The organism is Lacticaseibacillus suibinensis (genome assembly GCF_003946175.1).
GTDB lineage: Bacteria > Bacillota > Bacilli > Lactobacillales > Lactobacillaceae > Lacticaseibacillus > Lacticaseibacillus suibinensis.
This window is the reverse complement of the sequence record NZ_RHOK01000006.1, coordinates 65,791-85,568: the sequence shown is the minus strand read 5'-3', so window position 1 is coordinate 85,568 and position 19,778 is coordinate 65,791. Positions and strand designations below refer to the sequence as shown.

The following is a 19,778-nucleotide window of genomic DNA, read 5'->3' as shown; positions in this document are numbered from 1 at the left end:
TGAAGTAACGTGTCCGCATGGCTCAGGCGATGCGTCAGAGAGGAAGGATAATAATGGCTAATTTTTCAGATTCGTTTTTTGATCATGATATGGATGACTTTTTCAACCAAGTCATGCGCCAGATGGGCGATGGGCGGGCACGCTATGTCGTTAATGGCCATGAATTGACCCCGGAAGAAGTCGCGCAGTATCAAGCGCAAGCAGGGCAGGGGCAGGATATTCCGGTCACTCAGCAAGCGCAAAAACCGCAAAAGCAAGATATTTTAGGCAAATTGGGCCGTGACTTAACGGCGGAAGCTAAGGCTGGCACCTTGGATCCAGTGATTGGTCGCGACAAAGAAATTCAGGAAACCGCTGAAATTCTGAGTCGGCGGACCAAGAACAACCCGATTTTGGTCGGGGACGCCGGTGTTGGTAAAACAGCCGTCGTTGAAGGTTTGGCGCAGGCCATTGTGAAAGGCAATGTGCCCGAAGCCATTCGCGACAAGCGGATTGTTTCCATCGACTTGTCGAGCCTGGAAGCTGGGACCCAGTATCGCGGTTCTTTTGAACAGAATATTCAGGATTTGATCAAGGCGGTTAAGAAGCAAGGCAATGTCATCTTGTTCTTTGATGAAATTCATCAGATTCTCGGCGCCGGCACTACTGGCGGCGAAGATGGCAGCAAAGGCTTGGCCGATATCATCAAGCCGGCGCTTTCCCGCGGTGAGATTACCGTGATCGGAGCGACCACGCAAGATGAATATCGCAACACCATCATGAAGGATGCGGCGTTGGCACGCCGGTTCAATGATGTCACCATCAATGAACCGAGCCCTGAAACGACGCTGCAGATTTTGCAAGGCGTCAAGGGCCTGTACGAAAAGCACCACAATGTTGAACTGCCAGATAATGTGTTGAAGGCGGCGGTGGATTATTCCATGCAGTATATTCCGCAGCGGTCGTTGCCAGATAAGGCCATTGACCTCATTGATATGACCGCGGCGCATTTGGCCGCCAAGCACCCAGTGGTGGATAAAGTCAGCTTGGACAAGCAGCTCAAGGACTTGAACACTCAGAAAGACGCAGCGGCTAAAGCCGAGGACTTCGAACAGGCCGCTAAGTTGAAGCAGCAAATTGCTGATTTGGAAGCTAAAAAGAATGACACCAGCGAAGAAAAGCCCGTCGTTGCCACGCCAGATGATGTGGCGCAGGCAGTCGAACGCCTAACTGGCATTCCCGTGGCGCAAATGGGCGCCAGTGACATTGAACGCTTGAAGAACATCGGCAAGCGCCTGAAGGGTAAAGTCATTGGCCAAGACGAAGCCGTGGATATGGTGGCCCGGGCCATTCGCCGCAACCGCGCTGGCTTTGACGAAGGCAACCGGCCAATTGGCAGTTTCTTGTTTGTCGGACCGACCGGGGTCGGCAAGACGGAGCTGGCCAAGCAGTTGGCGCTGGATCTGTTTGGCAGCAAAGAGGCGATTATTCGCCTTGATATGTCCGAATACAGCGACCGGACGGCGGTTTCCAAGCTGATTGGGACTTCTGCCGGGTATGTCGGCTACGAAGATAACGGCAATACCTTGACCGAACAAGTACGGCGCAACCCGTATGCGATTGTGCTGCTGGATGAAATCGAAAAGGCGGATCCGCAAGTGCTGACCCTGCTGCTGCAGGTGATGGATGACGGCCGCCTGACCGATGGCCAAGGTAACGTGGTCGATTTCAAGAATACTGTGATTATCGCGACCTCGAACGCTGGTTTTGGTAATGAAGCTTTAACTGGCCAAAAGGATGCAGATCAGGATTTGATGAAGCGGCTGGCACCTTACTTCCGGCCAGAATTTCTCAACCGGTTCAATGGCATTGTCGAGTTCAGCCACCTGTCCAAGGATGACTTGGGTAAAATCGTGGATCTGATGCTCAGCGATGTTGACAGCACGCTGGCGAAGAAAGGGCTCACTTTGACCGTGACCCCTGAAGCCAAGGACTGGCTGATCAACCAAGGTTATGATGAAGCGATGGGCGCGCGGCCATTGCGGCGGGTGATTGAGCAAAACATCCGCGACCAAGTCACCGACCATTACCTGGACCATCCAGATGACAAGGCCCTAAAGGCCACGCTGGTCGACGACAAGATTGTTATTCAAGCAGCGTAAAACAAAGCGGCATCTCTCAAAAAAATGAGAGATGCCGTTTTTGTTATGGCCACAGAAAATGATTCGTCGCGCCTGCGACTTCCAGGTTATACCGCAGCAGGCTGTGTTGGGCTTGGGGACCATAGATCGGCAACGTGCGATAGGTGCGCAAGCGCCGGCCGAGCAGGTACTTCAGCGAACGGGAGGAGACATTGAGCACTTTGCCATCCCAGTAGGTGCCGTCGCCGATGTTGCCATAGATGTTCAACACATCGACCTGATTTACCGGAAAATGCCGCCGCATCCGTAGCGCCCGGCGAAAATCCGGGGCAAACCACGGCGGCCGACCGTCAGGGCCAAGGTGATGTTGCCGGCGCAAGTGGTGCACCCCTGGCACGCCATTGAAGTTAGCAGCGATGGCCACATAGCGCTGCAGCTTCGGCAGCCCGGGGACGTCGCCATACCGAAGCTCATAAAACAGGACGGCGGCGTTGCCCAAGCTGTGAGCCACGATATTAAACTTGGTGATTTGGTAACGGCTTTGCAGCGTTTCAATCACGTTGCGGAGCCAGTCGGCAATGCGATGGTAATTCAACGTGCGATTATTTTTGAAGACGATTTTGATCAGCGGCCGATGGGTGGCGACTGGCCAGTCGCCTTCGAGATGGACGTGGCCATCACCGTCAACCGTCGCGGTCACGACCGCGGTGGCATGATCCGTGCGCTGTGCGGCGGTCATCAGCGGCACCATTGAATTGGGGCCACCATGATGCCCATGCAAATATAGCGTCGGCACCTGCCGCTGAACGCTGGCGTGCACCGTTTGCGGCGCCAGCGTGAAGCTGATGAGCGCGAGTAAAATGACCCACCATCCTTTTGTCATTGACCTGCGCCTCTTTTCTGAAATTACTTCCAGTCTAGTGGAAGAATTAGGCGGCGGCAAATAACAATGTTGTAAGGCAGGCTGCGATTCAGGCTGCGGAGTGAGGCCGGTTTTAGCCGGATGGGTAGCCTAGCCTGAAGCCTTGCCGCCGCTTTTAGGCGGTGAGGCCTCAGGCGTAGCTGATGCCGCATGTCAGTCTGTACGCGCATTGCGCGACAGACTGATCAATCCACTCCGGCGTTGGCCTCGCGCAGCGCGACTATCCTGGCCATATGGCTAGCCCGCCTTTGTTCGCAGCCTGGATTCAAAAACGCCGTCTGGCAATTGGCCAGGCGGCGCGATTTCTGCTTCGGCAAAAGTAGAAGGTAACTGTGATAAGGAATGCGGCTAGAGGGTGACTTGCGCCTCATCGAGGAAATGCTGCAGCGGCTTGAGTTCTTCACCGTCGTAGTAATCGAACAGGCCTTGGAGGTCGTCGACATGGTGCTCAACGTCATTGGCGTTGAACGCCGGATCGACGGTTTCCACCACGCGGCCATCTTTGATTGCAACTTTCAGCGCTTCAACTGGGAATCCGCGCTTCAAGGTGATTTTGGCGTTGATAACAAATGGCCGGCCAGCAGCGAGCACGGTTGCCGCCTGATCAAAGGCGGCTTTCAAATCGTCGTTCTTGGTCACGGTCACGCCTTCGACGCCCATGCCTTCAGCAATTTTGACAAAGTCTTGGTCTTCTAGGTCAATGCCGCTGTAATCGTGCATGCCCGGAATGTCAGCTTGTTCGTCGCGGATAAAGCCTAAAGTGGTGTTGGAGGTGACGATGTTCAAAATCGGCAGGTGGTACTTCTTTTCGGTAATCAGATCTTGCATGACCATGGAGAACGCCCCGTCCCCAGAAATGGACACCACTTGCCGGTCGGGGAAGCTCAGCGCCCCAGCAATAGCGCCAGGGATGCCAGCGCCCATCGAGGCGAATAAAGCAGAAACAACCCACTTGTTGGTTGGCTTCACGTTCATGTACCGCAGCAAGTTGATGGTGTTGTCGCCGACATCTAAGGACACCACGGTGCGGTCGTTGGCGATGCGATTGAGTTCGTTGTAAACCGGCTCGAATTCAAGCGGGTCCGTGTGGCGCGTGGCGAGCTTCTTGAGGTAAGCCTGCCAATTCTTTTGGTCAGCCACGGCGGCTTGGAAAAAGGCGGAAGCTGGCTGCGCCTGACTGCGTTCGAGCATCTTGTTCACAAACTGAGTGGCGTCGGCCCAAACACCCAGGTCGAGGTAGTGATGGCGGCCAAATTGCGCCTCGTCATGATCGACCTGAATGAACTTGAAGTCATGGCGGGTATAGACATTATTAGCAAACGGGAAGTCCGTGCCCAAGGCAATCACTAAATCGGCAATGTCCATGATTTCGTTGGCGGCTTTAGAACCAGCGCGGTTAACCGGACCGAGGTTGCCTTCGTAATCTTCTGAGAGTAGGCCTTTGGTCAAACCGGTCATAATCAGCGGAATTTGCAATTTTTTGGATAATTCAATCAGCTGGTCCCCGCCGTTTTTAATGCCACGGCCGACGTGAATCACCGGGCGCTTGGCGGCCTTGATCATGGCCAGCACCTGATCAACTTCCTCGTCAGTGGCAGCTGGTTCCGGCTGCGGCTTGTGATCAGTCGGGGAAGTGCTCTTGTATGGTACATCCGGGATTTGCACGTAGCCGAAGTCGTTAGGGATGATAACCACGGCCACGCCGCGGTGCTTGTAGGCCTCACGAATGGCTTTGTCCACGACATATGGCAGGCTTTCTGGCGTCATGACAGTGCGGCAGTAGCAGGAAACATCAGCAAAAATCGGGTTTTCGTCGAATTCTTGGAAGAAGTTGTAGTTCATTTTGTCATGTGGTACTTGGCCAATCAGCGCCAGCACCGGCGCGTGGTCTTCGCGGGCGTCGTACAGCCCAGTGAGCAAATTGGTGGCGCCAGGGCCGGCGGAGCCAAAGGTGACGGCGATTTTGCCGGTCAGTTTGGCGTCAGCCGCGGCGGCTAACGCGCCCACTTGTTCATGGCGGACCTGGATGTATTGAAGGCGTTCTTTTTCCTGTTCCAACGCAGACATCGTGGAATTAAAAGAACCGCCGGGGTAACCGAAAATATGTTTAACGCCCCAAGCTTCAATCACTTTAAGCATGGCGACGCTGGCTGGCGTGGTGTTTGTCATGATGAGCACTTCCTTGTATGTGGTGTTATTTAGTTGTCTACAACTATCACGTTCACAATGTATCACGAATTGAAACCGATTACAACAGATAATTCAAAAAAGTAATACAACGATTAAGAAGTGCTCAAGCCGAATGACAACGTTTTAATTACGGCTGGTTCTGTGCTACAGTCAAACGCATAGTCGAAATGACAGAGGAGGCAGAGCATGAGCCAGGATCCCACGGCGCCGTTTCAGACGGTGCCAGCTATCACCACCGAGTTGATCAACTTAAGTGCCATTTTGAATTTGCCGAAACCAACCGAAGCGTTCATGAGTGACATTCACGGGGAGTACGATGCGTTTTCCCATGTCTTGCGCAATGGCAGTGGCAATGTCAAAACGAAAATTAGTGAATGTTTTGGCGGCCAAATGACCGAGCAAACCCGCCAGCAGTTTGCCTTTTTGGTCTATTATCCCAGCGAAATGGTGGCCCGTGCCCAGGCCGCGCTGGCGCCGGCTGAGCTTGAACAGTGGTACCGCGACCAGGCGCTGCGGCTGGCACAGCTGCTGGCGTACACCGCGACGAAATACACCCGCTCGAAGTTGCGCAAAGCCTTGGCGCCAGAGTTCGTGTATATTACCGAAGAGCTTTTGTTCAACGACCCGCAAGCGGCAGATAAGCGGGCGTATTACTGGGCCATCATTCAAAATCTGATTGGCCTGGGACAGGTGACGGCTTGGATTGAGGCCACCGCGCACACCATTCAGCAACTAACGGTGGATCAAATTCACATTATCGGTGATATTTACGATCGAGGGCCGGCGCCGCACCGGGTGGTCGAGGCGTTGATGCGCCTGGGTCATGTCGATTTCCAGTGGGGCAATCATGATATTTTATGGCTTGGTGGGGCCGCTGGTTCGGCGCTGAATATCGCGAATTTGGTGCGGATCTGCGCCCGCTATGCGAACTTGGATATTTTGGAAGACACTTATGGCATCAACCTGCGCCACCTCGCCCAGCTGGGGGAGCGCTATGATGGGGACAATTCTGCGTTTCAACCGAAAGTCCCCGCTGGCACCACGCTCAGCGATGGTGAGCGGCGCGCCATTACCCAGATTCACCAGGCCATTTTGATTATTCAACTGAAACTGGAAGGCCCGGTCATCAGGCGGCGGCCAGAATTTGGCATGGCGAATCGCTTGCTTTTGGACCAGCTCAGCCCGGACCGTCAGAGCATCACGATTGACGGCCAGACCTATGCACTCACTAATGGTTGCTTTGACCTGGTCGACCCGGCGGATCCTTACCGGCTGACCGCAATGGAACAGTCGGTCATTGATCAACTAGTACAGGCCTTCATTCATTCGGAAAAATTGCATCGGCACATGGACTTCTTGGTCGAAAATGGTAGCATGTACCGCAAAACCAATGGCAACCTGCTCATTCATGGCTGTGTGCCAGTCGATGAGGCCGGTGAGTTGGTCGGGTTAACGCTGGCCGGCAAGACTTATCGTGGGGCGGCGTTGTTTGATCTGCTCGGCACTAATCTGGTTAAGGCCTACCAAAATCCGGAGCCTGGCAGTTTGGCCAACGACCTACTGTGGTATCTGTGGACCGGCCCGTATTCACCGCTGTTTGGCAAACAAAAAATGACCACCTTTGAACGCTATTTCATCGCAGATAAAGCGGCGCATGATGAACAGCCCAATCCTTACTATCGATTGCGTCATGAGCAGGCATTTGTCCAAAAATTGCTGAGGGCGTTTGGTCTGGATGGTGAGCGCGGGCATATCATTAACGGCCACACCCCAGTGAAAAAAGGCAATTCGCCGATCATGGCCAATCGCCAAATGCTCGTGATCGATGGCGGCTTTTCACGGCCTTATCAGAAAACCACCGGCATTGGCGGCTACACCTTGCTAGATAATTCCTACGGCATGCAACTGGTGGCACATCAGCCGTTTGTGTCGCGCCAAGATGCGATTGCGCATCTGACCGACATTGTGTCGACCAGGCGGGTGGTGGAAACCGAAGCGCGGCGGCGAACTGTAGCGGAAACCGATATTGGCCATCAGTTGCAAGTGCAAATCTGCCTGCTCAAAGCGCGCCTGCAACGGTTAACTAGCGGGTAATGATAATCTTTGGTAGAGTAGTTATATAAGCTAACAGTTAACGACCTGACCAAAGGAGGAACGCCATGCCCAAACTTAACCCAACCCTTAAGCGCGGCCTGATCATGCTGGTGGCGCTGGAACTGATCGCCATCAGTATCAATCTGTTCTATGCCCCGCATGGCGTGGCCGCTGGCGGCGCGACTGGTTTGGCCATCATTGTGCAAGAACTGGTTGGCATCCCGTTGAGTGCCACGACTTTAGCGGTCAACGCGGTGATGCTGGCGCTGGCCTGGTGGCTGCTGGGCCGCGGGACGTTCCGCCGTATTCTGGCGGGCAGTATCTTGCTACCAGTGTTGCTCGCCCTGACGCCGCAGCGCATGATTGTTGAAGATCGGCTGCTGGCGGTGATGGTCGGGAGTGTGATTTTTGCCGTCGGGGTGGCGCTAAATTACCGCATCGACGCTTCCAGCGGCGGGACCACGGTGCCACCGTTGATTTTCAAAAAATATTTCAACGTCAAACCGGCAGTCGGGCTGTTCGCCATTGATTTTGTGATTTGCTTGCTCAACATTCCGGTGGCCGGGCTGGAAGCCTTTATCTTGGCGGTGTTCGCGGTGGGCCTCAGCAGTCTCGTGATGAATTACGTCGAAACCGGGCTTGATCGCAAGAAGGCCGTGTATGTCATGAGCAGTCAGCTACCAGCCCTGAAGCAGGCGCTGACCGCAACTGGCGATTACGGTCTGACCATTCATCAAGTGCTAGGCGGTTTTTCCGGCCAGCCCCAGGAAATGCTGATGGTGGTGGTGGAGCAAACCAACTTCCGCGCTTTGATCGACCAGATTCACCAGCTCGATGCCGCTGCGTTTATCTTGGCGGTTGAAGCCACCGAGGTGCATGGCGGCTCACTCAATTAAACCTGTTGAAGTCGTCCAATTATGGGACGGCTTTTTTGGTGTGCGCCAAGGCTTATTGATAGGTTTTTGCCTTATTCCGTGCTACGCTCTCGGTGAGAAAACGGGGTGGTGGCTTGACGAAGAAAATTGAGAGCGCTTTATTGACGGGCAAGTTAGGAGGGAGCCGCTACTGCGGCCGAGGAGGAGCAAAATGAGCACGGAAATGTTGGGGATGATTCTTGCCGGGGGGCAGGGAACGCGCTTAGGCAAGCTAACCAAAACGACGGCCAAGCCCTCGGTACCTTTCGGCGGGCGTTATCGCATTATTGATTTTACGTTGAGCAACTTGAGCAATTCCGGCATTAATACGGTGGGCGTCATCACCCAGTACGAGCCACTGGAACTCAACCGCCACATTCAAAACGGCGGGGCTTGGGGCTTGAACGAAACCGGCGCCGGTGTCACCATTTTGCAGCCCTACGCTTCCAGCGAAGGGGCGAAGTTTTTTGAAGGCACCGCCCATGCGATCTACCAAAACATTGCTTACATCGATGCTTATGATCCGCAGTACCTATTAGTGTTGTCTGGTGATCATATCTACAAAATGGATTACGCCAAAATGCTGCGCGCTCATAAGGCCAAACATGCCGCCTTGACCGTGGCGGTAATGCCAGTGCCCATGGCTGAGGCACCGCGGTTTGGCATCATGAACACTGACGACACTGACCGCATCATCGCCTTTGAGGAAAAACCTGAGGCGCCTAAGTCGAATCTGGCTTCGATGGGCATTTATATTTTTGACTGGCCCACTTTGCGTCGGTACTTATCGGAAAGCTACGCCACTGATGGCACCTTGGAAGACTTTGGTCATGATGTAATCCCGGCTTACCTGGCGCATAACGAACCGACCTACGCCTATGCCTTCCATGGCTATTGGAAAGACGTCGGCACGATTGCGTCACTGTGGCAAGCGAACATGGAATTTCTGTCGCCGAACAACAGCCTGCACATTGCCGACCGCAACTGGCGGATTTTCTCCCAGGCTGAGGCGCTGCCGCCGATGTTTTTAACCAAAGCGGCCCACGTCACACAATCGATGGTGACAGATGGCTCCTACATCGCCGGCACCGTGACCCACAGTGTGCTGAGCCAAAACGTTAAAGTCGGTGAAGGCGCTCAAATCGTGGACTCGATGATTATGCCGAATGCCGTGATTGGCAAAAATGTGCACATCGACCATGCCATCATCGGCGAAAATGCCGTGGTGGGCGATAACGGTGATGTGCTGGGCGATGCCGAAAACATCGCCGTGGTTGGCTACGGCGAAGTTGTCGGCAGAAAGGAGAAAGCATGACTCAAGGAGAAATGGCAGCCATCATCGACCTGAATGAGGAAGATGATGCCTTGCGCCCACTGACTGCTTACCGGCCAGTCGGCACCTTACCGTTTGCTGGGCGTTACCGGTTGCTCGATTTTCCGTTGAGTGCGGTGGCGCATGCCGGGGTGCACAGCGTGGCGTTGTTTATGCCGCGTTCTGCTCGCTCGGTACAAGATCATGTCTGGGACGGTTCATCTTGGAATTTGGACCTGATTCAAGGCGGCGTGTTCATGTTTCCGTACATGGCCACCCGCGATTACTCCGATTCACAGCTGCGGCATCGCTATTTTGACGACTACACGACCTTCTTGCGCCGCAGCGGGGCGCCTTACACCGTGATCATTGGCAGTCGCAATGTGGCATCCGTCGATTTGGCCGCGGTGCTGGCTTATCACCAAGCCGGCGATGCCCCAGTGACCGTCGTGTATAAGAAGCTGGCCGAAGCGGAAATGGCGCCGAGCGATTGGACGCTGACTTTATCGGAGCAAGGCACCGCCAGCGCGGTAGTGCCGACGGAAGCCCGACGCGAACCAGCTGACGCCGATGGCAAGGTCCCGAGTTTTATGGATACCTATTTGCTGGCGACGCCGGATTTGATTGATATTTTGGATGCCGCCGCGGAAAATGAAACCTTCCGGCCGCTGCCAGCATTGCTGCGGGATTACGTGGTGGCCAACAACGCCAACGCCTTTGAGTACACGGGGTACTTAGCTCGCATCACCACCTTGCAGCGGTATTTCGACTATTCGCTGGGGATGCTGGATGAAGCCAATTATCAGGCGTTGTTGTTCTCGGCGGTGCCAGTGCTGACCAAGAGCAAAAACGAGGTGCCAACTTTCTTCGCGCGCACCGCTAAAGTCGAAAACAGCTTGCTTGGCACGGGGTCGTACATCGAAGGACAGATCAACCACAGCGTCATTTTCCGCAGCGTGGTGGTGCACCAAGGCGTCACCGTGGACAATAGCGTGATCATGCAAGGCGGTAAAATCGCCAACGGTTCCAAGCTGAGCAATGTGATTTTGGACAAAGGCGTCGTCATCGGGCCGAACCTAACCTTAGCCGGCACGCCTGACCAGCCGCTAGTCATCGGCAAGAACCAAACCATTCTTTCTGCTGCTGACATTCCGCAAGCAGCGGCGACCAAAGCCTAGTGGATTCAAACAGCCTCGGCCATTTGACCGGGGCTGTTTTGATTCGGGCCGCGGGGTGCGGCGGCGGTGGGCTCCGCTTGGCGGGGGCGCTGGCAGTGCGGCCGGTCCGAGCCGAAAACCGGTCTCGAACCTAAAGTTGAAGCCAGCCTCGCTTCGCTCGATGCTGTCTCCAACTTTGCCGCGATTAGCTCTGGGCATCCCTGCGCAAAACCCGCGCTGGTCTGCCTGTCGCTAATCGATTCACTGCCAGACCCCAGCCAAGCTCCGCCCACTGCCACCGCACCCCGCTAGATAGCGGGTGACTGGGATTAAACGTGCTGTCCAGTTTTTGCAATGTGTCGCTTGAATGCGCCCTAGTTGAGGTCAGTTTATTCGCGGACCAGGAATACCGTTATTCAGCGGTTGCGGTCGGACAAGGTAGAGGGGTAAAAGTGTTGTTGCGGTGAAACGAAAAAAACGGTAAGACTGCGCTTTTGGCAGACTTACCGTTTTTTTCGGGGACAATCCGGAGACTCGAAGCCGAGCATCGCGAGGGGAGGCTCCGGATTGAGGGCCGAGACCTTGGCTCGGCCCGGCCCCACTGCAACAGCACTTTTGGCCCCGGCGCCTTGTCCGGCCGTAGCCGCGACCGCGTGAGTGTTAGCCCTGGTTCAAAGGGTCGATTTCGACATCGGCGATGACGCTACTGGTTGCGTACGGGAAGTGGCTTTCGGAGTATTCGAAGGGCTCGCCTTCGTCGGTGTAGCTCGTTTGCTTGATGACGAGCACTGGGTCGTTTAGCGTGGCACCAAGGGCTTCAACGTCATCGGCGGTCGCTTTGATCGCATAGACCCGGCGGTGGGAGCCGGCGACGCGGATGCCAGCTTCGTGGAGCTGGCGGTAAATCGAACCTTCCAGCATGGCCTCAGTCAGCACGATGACTTTTGTGGGCATGATGGTGTGCTCATAGGAAAAAATCTTGCCATCGACATAGCGCACGCGGCGAATAACATACACTGGGTCGCTGGCGCCAATGAGCAGGGCTTCTTGTTCATCCGGAGCTGGCATGCGGGCGGCAAATTCCAGCACCTTGCTTGTGACCTGGTGGCCGCGTTGCGTGGCGGTGGTGCCCAGCGGATCATCAATGGTGGTGCGGGCCGCGCCGTCATCAGGCTTGAAGTCTTTCCGCAAAAAAGTGCCCGAACCGCGCTTGGAATAAACGACGCCTTCCACAATCAGCAGCTGCAAGGCTTTGCGAATGGTGATGCGCGTGGTGTTATACGTTTTGGCCAGCGCCTCTTGATCGGGGAGCATTGCGCCAGGCGCGTAAGCCCCAGTGGTGAAGGCTTGGCGTAGTTGATTAGCAATTTGTTGATATTTGTACATCGGAACCCCTCCTTGAGCCTGAGCCGACTTGTCGTTTCTATTGTACCGTACTTAACCGGCAAAACAATCCACGAGAAAAATATGTATATACTTTTTAAACGAAAAGGCTTTTATTTTCCAGAAAGACATGGCACAATGGTAGCGAATACAAGATAGGAGGATGTAGCTCATGAGTCAAGCATTGCCAAAAGGATTTTTGTGGGGGAATTCGACCTCCAGTATGCAAACCGAAGGCGCCTGGGATGAAGGCGGCAAAGGCAAATCAGTTTATGACGTTCGGCCAGCCACTAAGGACGCTTCTGACTGGCACGTCGCCGTTGATGACTACCACCGCTACGACGAAGATATTGCGCTGATGGCCAATCAAGGCATGAATTGCTATCGGTTCCAGATTTCGTGGAGTCGCGTGTGCCCAACCGGGGATGGCGAGTTCAACGAAGAAGGCATCAAGTTCTATTCCGATTTGATCGACAAGTTGATCAAAGCTGGCATCACGCCGATGATTTGCCTCTATCACTTCGATATGCCGCTGGCGCTGGCTGAAAAGTATAACGGCTTCGCCAGTCGCCATGTGGTCGAGGCCTTCATTCGCTTCGGGGCCAAAATGGTCGATGAGTTCGCTGACCGGGTGCCATATTGGATTACCTTCAACGAACAAAATCTGTACTTCATGTCTGACGCTTATCGCATTGCCGGTGATTTAAACGGTGAACGCAGCACCAATGCGCTTTACACTATCAGCCACCATGTGATGGCCGCCCACGCCGGCGTGGCTAACTACCTGCATGCTCATTCCGATGCCAAAATCGGCGGCATGTTGGCCTACAGCGAAGTGTATCCTGCCAGCTCCAAGCCGCTGGACATCATGTATGCCCGCCAGCTGGATGAATTTTTGAACAAGAATTTGATTGACGTCTTCACGTCTGGTCACTACTCCACCGAAGTGATGAATTTCGTCAAAACCCATGACATCGACATGGACTTCACCGAGGAAGACAAGGCCAGCTTTGCGGCGCTAAAGAGTGATTTCTTCGCTTTCAGTTATTATCGCAGCGACCAAATCAACTCCGACAAGGTGCCAGTCAACACCATTCCTAACCAGTACCTGGACTACGGCGGCGAGCCAGTGCCAGGCCTGCGCGTGAACGAATGGGGCTGGAACATCGATCCCCTTGGCTTCCGCGATATTTTGACCAAGGTCTACAACCAGTACCACTTGCCAATGTTCCCCATCGAAAATGGGATTGGCATTCGCGAAACCTATACCGGCAAAGAAATTCAGGATGATTACCGGATTGACTACCACCGCGTCCACATTCAGGCGCTGAAGGATGCCGTGTATCAAGACGGCGTGGATGTCATTGGCTACCTCGGCTGGGGCTTGATTGATATTCCTAGTTCTAGCGGCAACATGGACAAGCGCTATGGCATGGTCTACGTCAACCGCACCAACACTGACTTGCGTGACCTCAAGCGCATTCCAAAGAAGTCCTACGCCTGGTTCAAACAAGTCATCGCCTCTAACGGCGCTCAGCTCGACTAACTGGGCCGCGGGGTAGGTACGGCAGGCGCCGGGGCCAAAAGCGGTTCTGCTGTGGAGCCGGGTCGAGCCAAGGTCTCGGCCCTCAATCCGGCACCTCGGCTCGCTGCGCTCGCATCCGAGTCTCCGGATTGTCCCCGAAAAATACGGTAAGCCTGCTAAAACGCAGCCTTGCCGTATTTTTCTTTTCACGGCAGGACCACCCCGTCCCGGCGCCACGCCACCCTTTCCCGCGGCAGTTCAGGCCTACCACAGCCAAAGTGGTAGGCCTTTTTGTGTGCCACGAGGGTAAGGCTTATCGCGAGGAGAAAACGGCAACGCGTGCTATACTCCCAGTGGAAACGCTAACAGAAAGCGAGGGGATGGCAATGGCGGAGGAGCTTTTGCCGTGGCTGTATCTGTTCAATCGCGGGGAGGATACGCAGGCGTATCACCGGTTTGGGGCCCATCAAGTGGCGCCAGGGCAATGGCGGTTTGTGGTGTGGGCGCCCCATGCGCAGGCAGTCGCGATTGTCGGAGATTTTTCGGCGTGGAAGCCGCTGCCGCTGACCGTGGTTGAGGAAACCGGGGTGTGGCAGGGGACGTTTGAAGCGGCAGTGGGCCAGCTTTACAAGGTGCAAATCACAACTGCTAGTGGCGAGACGGTAGAGAAAATCGATCCGTTTGCCTTTGCGTTTGAGCGTAAGCCGGGCACCGCGGCGCGATTGGTGGCGGAACTAGACTTTCAGTGGCGCGACCGCAAGTGGCTCGCGCACCGCCAGCAAAGCCGGGCCTATGACCAGCCGCTGAATATTTACGAGCTGCACTTAGGCTCGTTCAAACGCCATGACGACGGCAGTTACCTGACTTACTTAGAAGCGATTGATGAAGTCTTGCCTTATGTGAAAAAAATGGGGTACACCCACATCGAATTAATGCCGCTGATGGAACATTTGCTTGATGCCAGCTGGGGTTATCAATTAATGGGCTATTATGCCCCCACCAGCCGGTTTGGCGCCCCGGCCGAATTTCAGGCATTTGTCGATGCGGCGCACCGGCTCGGGCTGGGGGTAATCATGGACTGGGTGCCAGGTCATTTCATTCGCAACACCGATACTTTGGCCCAGTTTGATGGGACGCCGACCTTCGAGTATCAAGACCCGCATCGTGCGGATAACGTGCGGTGGGGCACTTGGAATTTTGACCTCGGCAAAACCCAAGTGCAGAGTTTCTTGATTTCCAGTGCGATGTTTTGGCTGCAAGTTTATCATCTCGACGGGTTGCGCGTGGATGCGGTCTCCAACATGTTGTACATGGATTATGACGCTGGCAAGGAGCACGATCGCAATCAAACTGGCGGCCGCGAGAACCTCGAAGGCATTGCGTTTTTGCAGCGACTCAATACGGAAGTGTTTGCCGCCCATCCTGATGTGTTGATGATTGCCGAGGAAAGCTCTGATTTCCCCCAAGTTTCTGCCCCGGTTGATGCGGGTGGGCTGGGCTTTAACTACAAATGGAACATGGGGTGGATGAACGATACGCTGCGGTATTTCAGCCTCGATCCCAGCGTGCGGCTGGCGCATCCGGACCTGCTGACGTTTTCCTGGGTGTATATGCACAACGAACAGTTCATCCTGCCGTTTTCCCATGATGAGGTGGTGCACGGCAAAAAGTCCCTGATGCACAAAATGCCTGGCGACCGGTATAACCAGTTTGCAAACCTGCGGACGATGATGGTGTGGCAGATGACTTTCCCCGGCAAGAAGTTGCTGTTCATGGGCAGTGAATGGGGGCAATTCTTGGAATGGCGGGATTGGAGCCAGCTGGAATGGCGCGATCTGGCTGATCCGCTGAACGCGGCGATGCAGCAGTTTACCGCGACGCTCAACAAACTGTACCGGCGCACGCCAAGTCTGTGGGCCCGCGATCATTCGCCAGCTGGCATTCAAATCACCATCGGGGACAGCAATCAGTACCTAAGCTACATTCGGTGGGACAAGGGACAAGACTTCATTGTGGTAGCCCTGAATTTGATGCCTGAAGAACGCCAGCACTTCATCGTGCCGGTGCCGCGCAGTGGGACGTATACGGTGGTGCTGAATACAGAAAGCTATCATTTTGGCGGCACCTGGCGCCGGCTGCAGCGGACGCTGCGCACGCGTGGGGTGCCGGCGGGTGATCAACCTGATAGCGTGGAAGTGGTTCTGCCAGCAATGGGCGCGCTGCTGATTGAGCAGCGGTAAGGAGGCAGCAACAATGAAAGTATTATTTGCCGCAGCGGAAGGCGTTCCGTTTTATAAAACCGGCGGGCTCGGTGATGTCGCCTACGCGTTGCCCAAGACCTTGCGCCAGGCGGGGGTCGATATTCGGGTGGTGTTGCCGTACTACGGACAATTATTTCCCGCGCAATATCGCGCGCAGGTGTCAGACGTCGCCCAGTTTACCGTCATGGTTGGCGGTGAGCAGAAGTATGTGGGCATCAAGCAATTACAATTAGGGACCGTGCCGTATTATTTCATCGACAACGAGGAATTCTTTGGGCGCGAAGGGCTGTATGGGTACTGGGATGACGGCGGGCGGTTTGGCTTTTTCCAAATGGCGATTATCGAGATGCTACAGGTCATCGACTTTATTCCCGACGTCTTGCATCTCAATGACTGGCACACCGCGTTCATTCCGGTGCTGCTGAAGGACAAATACAGTTGGATTACGCCTTATCAAGGCATCAAAACCCAGCTGACCATTCACAATCTGCAATTCCAAGGCTGGTTTCCACCGGCAGTCCTCACCGATGTGTTTGGCATTGGCCGTCAGTTCTTTCACGATGATGGATATGCGCAAAACGGTGCAGTGAATTTCCTTAAAGGCGGCATCAACTTTGCTGATTTGGTATCGACGGTGAGCCCCAGCTATGCCCGGGAAATTCAAACTCCGCAGTTTGGCGAGCATCTTGATGGTACTTTGCGCAAGCAGGCAGGTAAATTGGTTGGGATCTTGAACGGCATTGATACTCAGCTTTATGATCCAGCCACGGACAAACATCTGCCTGCACATTACACGGCCGGTGATTTAAGCGGCAAAGCCAAGGATAAGCGCGCCTTGCAACGCAGTGTGGGCTTGCCGCAACGCAAAGTGCCGTTATTTGGCATTGTGTCGCGGCTGACCCGGCAAAAAGGGATGGATCAATTGTTGACGGCGCTGAATGTGCTGCTACCAGGCGAGGACATTCAAGTGGTGATGCTTGGCACTGGCGATTCCGAGCTGGAAGTCGGGTTCAATACCTTGCGCGATCGGTTTGCCGGCAAGGTGGCGAGCTTGGTCAAGTTTGATGAGGCCCTAGCCCAGCAAATTTATGCCGGGGCCGATTTCTTCGTGATGCCAAGTGCCTTTGAACCCAGCGGGCTGGCCCAGATGATGGCCATGCGTTATGGCACCTTGCCCATTGTGCATGAAACCGGTGGCCTGCGTGATTCGGTAACACCGTACGACGCCACGACCGGCGCTGGTACTGGGTTTTCTTACTATGATTTCACGCCGCAGGTCTTGATTGACACGCTGGTGCGCGCCGCCCAGGTGTACCGGGATGAGCCGGCAGCGTATCAGCAGTTGCAGCAGCAAGCCATGGCGGCGGATTTTGCTTGGCCCAAAGCCGCCAAACAATATTTGGCTGGGTATGAACGGCTGCAAGGCTAAGCGCCACGCCTTGACTCAAGGACTAGCACCGCGGCGCTTCATTCTGACTGGCGAGGTAAGGAGGGATTTTTTTGCTCACAACAAAGGCATTTATGCGGACCCTTCACGACAATGCACTAGGGTTGTTCGCGGATGAACTCACACATCTGTCCACGCAACAACAATATCAAGCGGTAGCCGTCACCATCAAAGGCTATTATGGCAAACAATGGGCTGCCACTAAGGCGCAAGCCGACGCGAAGCAAACCAAGCAAGTGTATTATTTTTCCATTGAATTCATGCCCGGACGGCTGATGGCCTCCAATCTACTGAACCTTGGCATCAAGGACACGGTGGAGGCCGGGCTGCGCGAGCTCGGGTTAGACCCGGCCGCCATTTATGCGGCAGAAGTGGATCCCGGGCTCGGTAATGGCGGCTTGGGCCGGCTGGCGAGTGCGTTTTTGGACAGCATGGCCTCAGTGGGGATGGCAGGTAACGGCAATGGGATTCGTTACCAATATGGCCTGTTTCAGCAGCGCTTCGTTGATGGCTATCAAGTGGAGCTGCCAGATGACTGGTTGCGCGAGCCGAATATGTGGGAAACCCGCAAAGAAAATCGCGCGGTGATCATCAAATATGGCGGCCAAGTTGAGCTTAGACCGCGGGCCAATGGCAGCTTGCAGGCCATTTATCACAACACCGATGATGTGCTGGCGGTGCCTTATGACACGCCGATGGTAGGCTATCGCACCGGCGTGGTGAACACGATGCGGTTGTGGCAAGCTGAAAGTGTGCCTGGGCGGGCCCATAATTTGGCCGATAAAGCGCGGGTGGATGCCATTACCCAAATTCTGTATCCCGACGACTCTGACAGCGCCGGGCGCGAATTGCGGCTGCGGCAGGAGTACTTCTTCGTGTCGGCAGGCATTCAAAGCATTATGACGCACTTCAAACGATTCCATCAGGAACTGAAGCTGTTGCCTAAATTCGTGGCAATTCATATCAACGACACCCATCCGGCGATGGCGGTACTGGAGTTGATGCGCATTTTGCTCGATGAAGAGGAACTCGATTGGGACGAGGCGTGGCGGCTGACGGTGGCCACGCTAAGCTACACCAACCACACCCTGATGGCTGAGGCCTTGGAAACTTGGCCGGAATCGATGTTTGCTGGGCTCCTGCCGCGCCTGTATCAGATTGCTGGTGAAATCGATCGCCGGTTCCGCGCCCGCTACCGTCAGCAATATGGCGAACTGTTGGTCAACAGGGTGGCACCATTGGGGGATGGCCAGCTGCGGATGGCTTATCTGGCAGTCATTGGCAGCCATGCCGTCAATGGGGTGGCGAAGTTGCACAGCCAGCTGCTCAAAACCCGGGTGCTCAAAGACTTGTATACGATTTTCCCTGAGCGCTTCAGCAACCAAACCAACGGCATCACCCCCCGGCGGTGGGTGCAGTTAGCAGATGAGCCACTGGCGCAGTTGATCGATCGCAAAATTGGCCAACCGTGGCGGCGCGACCCCATGTTGCTGCGTCGGCTCAGCCAGTATGAAAATAACGAGGCGTTTTTGACGGCACTGAACGCCGCCAAGTTGGCCAATAAGCAGCGGTTGGCGCAAGTGATTGAGCACCAGTTGGGCCTTAAAGTCAATTCAGAGGCGATGTTCGACGTTCAAATCAAACGCCTGCACGCGTACAAGCGGCAGCTGCTACATGTGTTTGGCATTTTAGAAGCGTACTTAGCCCTGAAAAAAGGAGAAAAGCGGCCGCCGCGGGTGCATGTCTTCGGCGCCAAGGCCGCCCCAAGTTATCAATATGCTAAAGCCGTGATCAAGCTGATGAACGCTGTGGCGGACACGGTGAATCATGATCCTGCCGTCAACCAAAGCTTGCAAGTGGCCTTTTTACCGAATTACGGGGTCACCCTCGCCGAGCAAATTGTGCCGGCAGCGGACATTTCCGAGCAGATTTCGCTGGCCGGCACCGAGGCTTCGGGCACCTCGAACATGAAGCTGATGGCCACCGGCGCAATTACGCTGGCGACGCTGGATGGGGCCAATATCGAAATCCGCCAAGCGGCCGGCGAACGGGCGATGGCCACTTTTGGCTTAACCAGTGAGCAGGTGGCCTTTGCCCAGCAAAACCAATCGTACCGGGCGGCCGCCCAGTATGAAGCGGATCCGACACTGCATCGCATTGTGGACATGCTGACGGACGGCTCGATTCCTGGAGTTGAATCCGAGGGACGGATGATTCGCACTGAATTGCTGGATTATAATGATAGCTATTTTGTGTTGGCGGATTTTGCCAGTTATGTGGCTGCCAGTCGCAAGCTGGATCAGCTGTGGGCCGACCCCAAGGCTTGGGCCAAGTTGGCGCTGGCTAACATTGCTGCCAGTGGCCAATTCTCGGCTGATTTTACCGTTGAGCGCTATGGTCGGGATATCTGGCAGGTGCTGCCCAGCCAGCCAATTGAAAGCTAGGTGAAGGTC

At 54.9% G+C, this 19,778-nt stretch carries 12 protein-coding genes; 9 read left to right on the top strand and 3 right to left on the bottom strand.

Annotated elements, in window-relative coordinates:
- Positions 1 to 53 precede the first annotated feature (53 nt).
- Positions 54 to 2,141: an ATP-dependent Clp protease ATP-binding subunit gene (locus tag EKM90_RS04445; protein ID WP_125580078.1), complete on the top strand. Its 2,088-nt coding sequence runs from the start codon at positions 54 to 56 to the stop codon at positions 2,139 to 2,141.
- 43 nt (positions 2,142 to 2,184) lie between these two features.
- Here EKM90_RS04445 and EKM90_RS04440 read toward each other — a convergent pair whose 3' ends face one another.
- Together EKM90_RS04440 and spxB are read right to left on the bottom strand one after the other, a co-directional pair.
- Positions 2,185 to 3,003 carry an alpha/beta hydrolase gene (locus tag EKM90_RS04440; RefSeq protein ID WP_125580077.1) on the bottom strand — a complete coding sequence of 273 codons (819 nt, stop codon included), beginning with the start codon at positions 3,001 to 3,003 and terminating at the stop codon, positions 2,185 to 2,187.
- Between the two features lie 387 nt (positions 3,004 to 3,390).
- Positions 3,391 to 5,211: a pyruvate oxidase gene (spxB, locus tag EKM90_RS04435; protein ID WP_125580075.1), complete on the bottom strand. Its 1,821-nt coding sequence runs from the start codon at positions 5,209 to 5,211 to the stop codon at positions 3,391 to 3,393.
- A gap of 207 nt (positions 5,212 to 5,418) precedes the next feature.
- On the opposite strand from spxB, the gene EKM90_RS04430 reads away from it, so the two are divergent.
- The 4 genes from EKM90_RS04430 (at position 5,419) to glgD (ending at position 10,730) form a co-directional block, all read left to right on the top strand.
- Complete coding sequence (locus EKM90_RS04430) at positions 5,419 to 7,326, top strand: fructose-1,6-bisphosphatase (RefSeq protein WP_125580072.1); 1,908 nt, start codon at positions 5,419 to 5,421, stop codon at positions 7,324 to 7,326.
- A 65-nt stretch (positions 7,327 to 7,391) separates the two neighbouring features.
- Entirely contained in the window at positions 7,392 to 8,222 is an 831-nt protein-coding gene (locus EKM90_RS04425; RefSeq protein WP_125580070.1) for a YitT family protein, read from the top strand.
- Between the two features lie 190 nt (positions 8,223 to 8,412).
- The gene (locus EKM90_RS04420) at positions 8,413 to 9,555 is read left to right on the top strand and encodes a glucose-1-phosphate adenylyltransferase (RefSeq protein ID WP_125580068.1); all 1,143 of its coding nucleotides are present in this window, start codon (positions 8,413 to 8,415) and stop codon (positions 9,553 to 9,555) included.
- Complete coding sequence (gene glgD, locus EKM90_RS04415) at positions 9,552 to 10,730, top strand: glucose-1-phosphate adenylyltransferase subunit GlgD (RefSeq protein ID WP_125580066.1); 1,179 nt, start codon at positions 9,552 to 9,554, stop codon at positions 10,728 to 10,730. The genes EKM90_RS04420 and glgD overlap by 4 nt, the downstream gene beginning before the upstream one ends.
- Before the next feature lie 639 nt (positions 10,731 to 11,369).
- Here the strand turns inward: glgD and EKM90_RS04410 are convergent.
- Positions 11,370 to 12,095 carry a GntR family transcriptional regulator gene (locus EKM90_RS04410; RefSeq protein ID WP_125580064.1) on the bottom strand — a complete coding sequence of 242 codons (726 nt, stop codon included), beginning with the start codon at positions 12,093 to 12,095 and terminating at the stop codon, positions 11,370 to 11,372.
- Between the two features lie 169 nt (positions 12,096 to 12,264).
- On the opposite strand from EKM90_RS04410, the gene EKM90_RS04405 reads away from it, so the two are divergent.
- The 4 genes from EKM90_RS04405 to EKM90_RS04390 all read left to right on the top strand — a co-directional run bounded on the left by EKM90_RS04405 (position 12,265) and on the right by EKM90_RS04390 (position 19,769).
- On the top strand, positions 12,265 to 13,638 hold the full coding sequence (locus EKM90_RS04405; RefSeq protein WP_125580062.1) for a glycoside hydrolase family 1 protein: 1,374 nt from the start codon (positions 12,265 to 12,267) through the stop codon (positions 13,636 to 13,638).
- A gap of 365 nt (positions 13,639 to 14,003) precedes the next feature.
- The gene (gene glgB / locus EKM90_RS04400; protein WP_125580187.1) at positions 14,004 to 15,857 is read left to right on the top strand and encodes a 1,4-alpha-glucan branching protein GlgB; all 1,854 of its coding nucleotides are present in this window, start codon (positions 14,004 to 14,006) and stop codon (positions 15,855 to 15,857) included.
- Positions 15,858 to 15,870: 13 nt separating this feature from the next.
- On the top strand, positions 15,871 to 17,307 hold the full coding sequence (gene glgA / locus EKM90_RS04395) for a glycogen synthase GlgA (RefSeq protein WP_125580060.1): 1,437 nt from the start codon (positions 15,871 to 15,873) through the stop codon (positions 17,305 to 17,307).
- A 92-nt stretch (positions 17,308 to 17,399) separates the two neighbouring features.
- On the top strand, positions 17,400 to 19,769 hold the full coding sequence (locus EKM90_RS04390; RefSeq protein WP_125580185.1) for a glycogen/starch/alpha-glucan phosphorylase: 2,370 nt from the start codon (positions 17,400 to 17,402) through the stop codon (positions 19,767 to 19,769).
- Positions 19,770 to 19,778 lie beyond the last annotated feature (9 nt).

Coding starts and splice junctions, on each gene's coding strand:
- EKM90_RS04410 (WP_125580064.1), bottom strand. CDS start 12,095: ATGTACAAATATCAACAAATTGCTAATCAACTACGCCAAGCCTTCACC.
- EKM90_RS04430 (WP_125580072.1), top strand. CDS start 5,419: ATGAGCCAGGATCCCACGGCGCCGTTTCAGACGGTGCCAGCTATCACC.
- spxB (WP_125580075.1), bottom strand. CDS start 5,211: ATGACAAACACCACGCCAGCCAGCGTCGCCATGCTTAAAGTGATTGAA.
- EKM90_RS04440 (WP_125580077.1), bottom strand. CDS start 3,003: ATGACAAAAGGATGGTGGGTCATTTTACTCGCGCTCATCAGCTTCACG.
- glgD (WP_125580066.1), top strand. CDS start 9,552: ATGACTCAAGGAGAAATGGCAGCCATCATCGACCTGAATGAGGAAGAT.
- glgA (WP_125580060.1), top strand. CDS start 15,871: ATGAAAGTATTATTTGCCGCAGCGGAAGGCGTTCCGTTTTATAAAACC.
- EKM90_RS04405 (WP_125580062.1), top strand. CDS start 12,265: ATGAGTCAAGCATTGCCAAAAGGATTTTTGTGGGGGAATTCGACCTCC.
- EKM90_RS04445 (WP_125580078.1), top strand. CDS start 54: ATGGCTAATTTTTCAGATTCGTTTTTTGATCATGATATGGATGACTTT.
- EKM90_RS04425 (WP_125580070.1), top strand. CDS start 7,392: ATGCCCAAACTTAACCCAACCCTTAAGCGCGGCCTGATCATGCTGGTG.
- glgB (WP_125580187.1), top strand. CDS start 14,004: ATGGCGGAGGAGCTTTTGCCGTGGCTGTATCTGTTCAATCGCGGGGAG.
- EKM90_RS04390 (WP_125580185.1), top strand. CDS start 17,400: ATGCGGACCCTTCACGACAATGCACTAGGGTTGTTCGCGGATGAACTC.
- EKM90_RS04420 (WP_125580068.1), top strand. CDS start 8,413: ATGAGCACGGAAATGTTGGGGATGATTCTTGCCGGGGGGCAGGGAACG.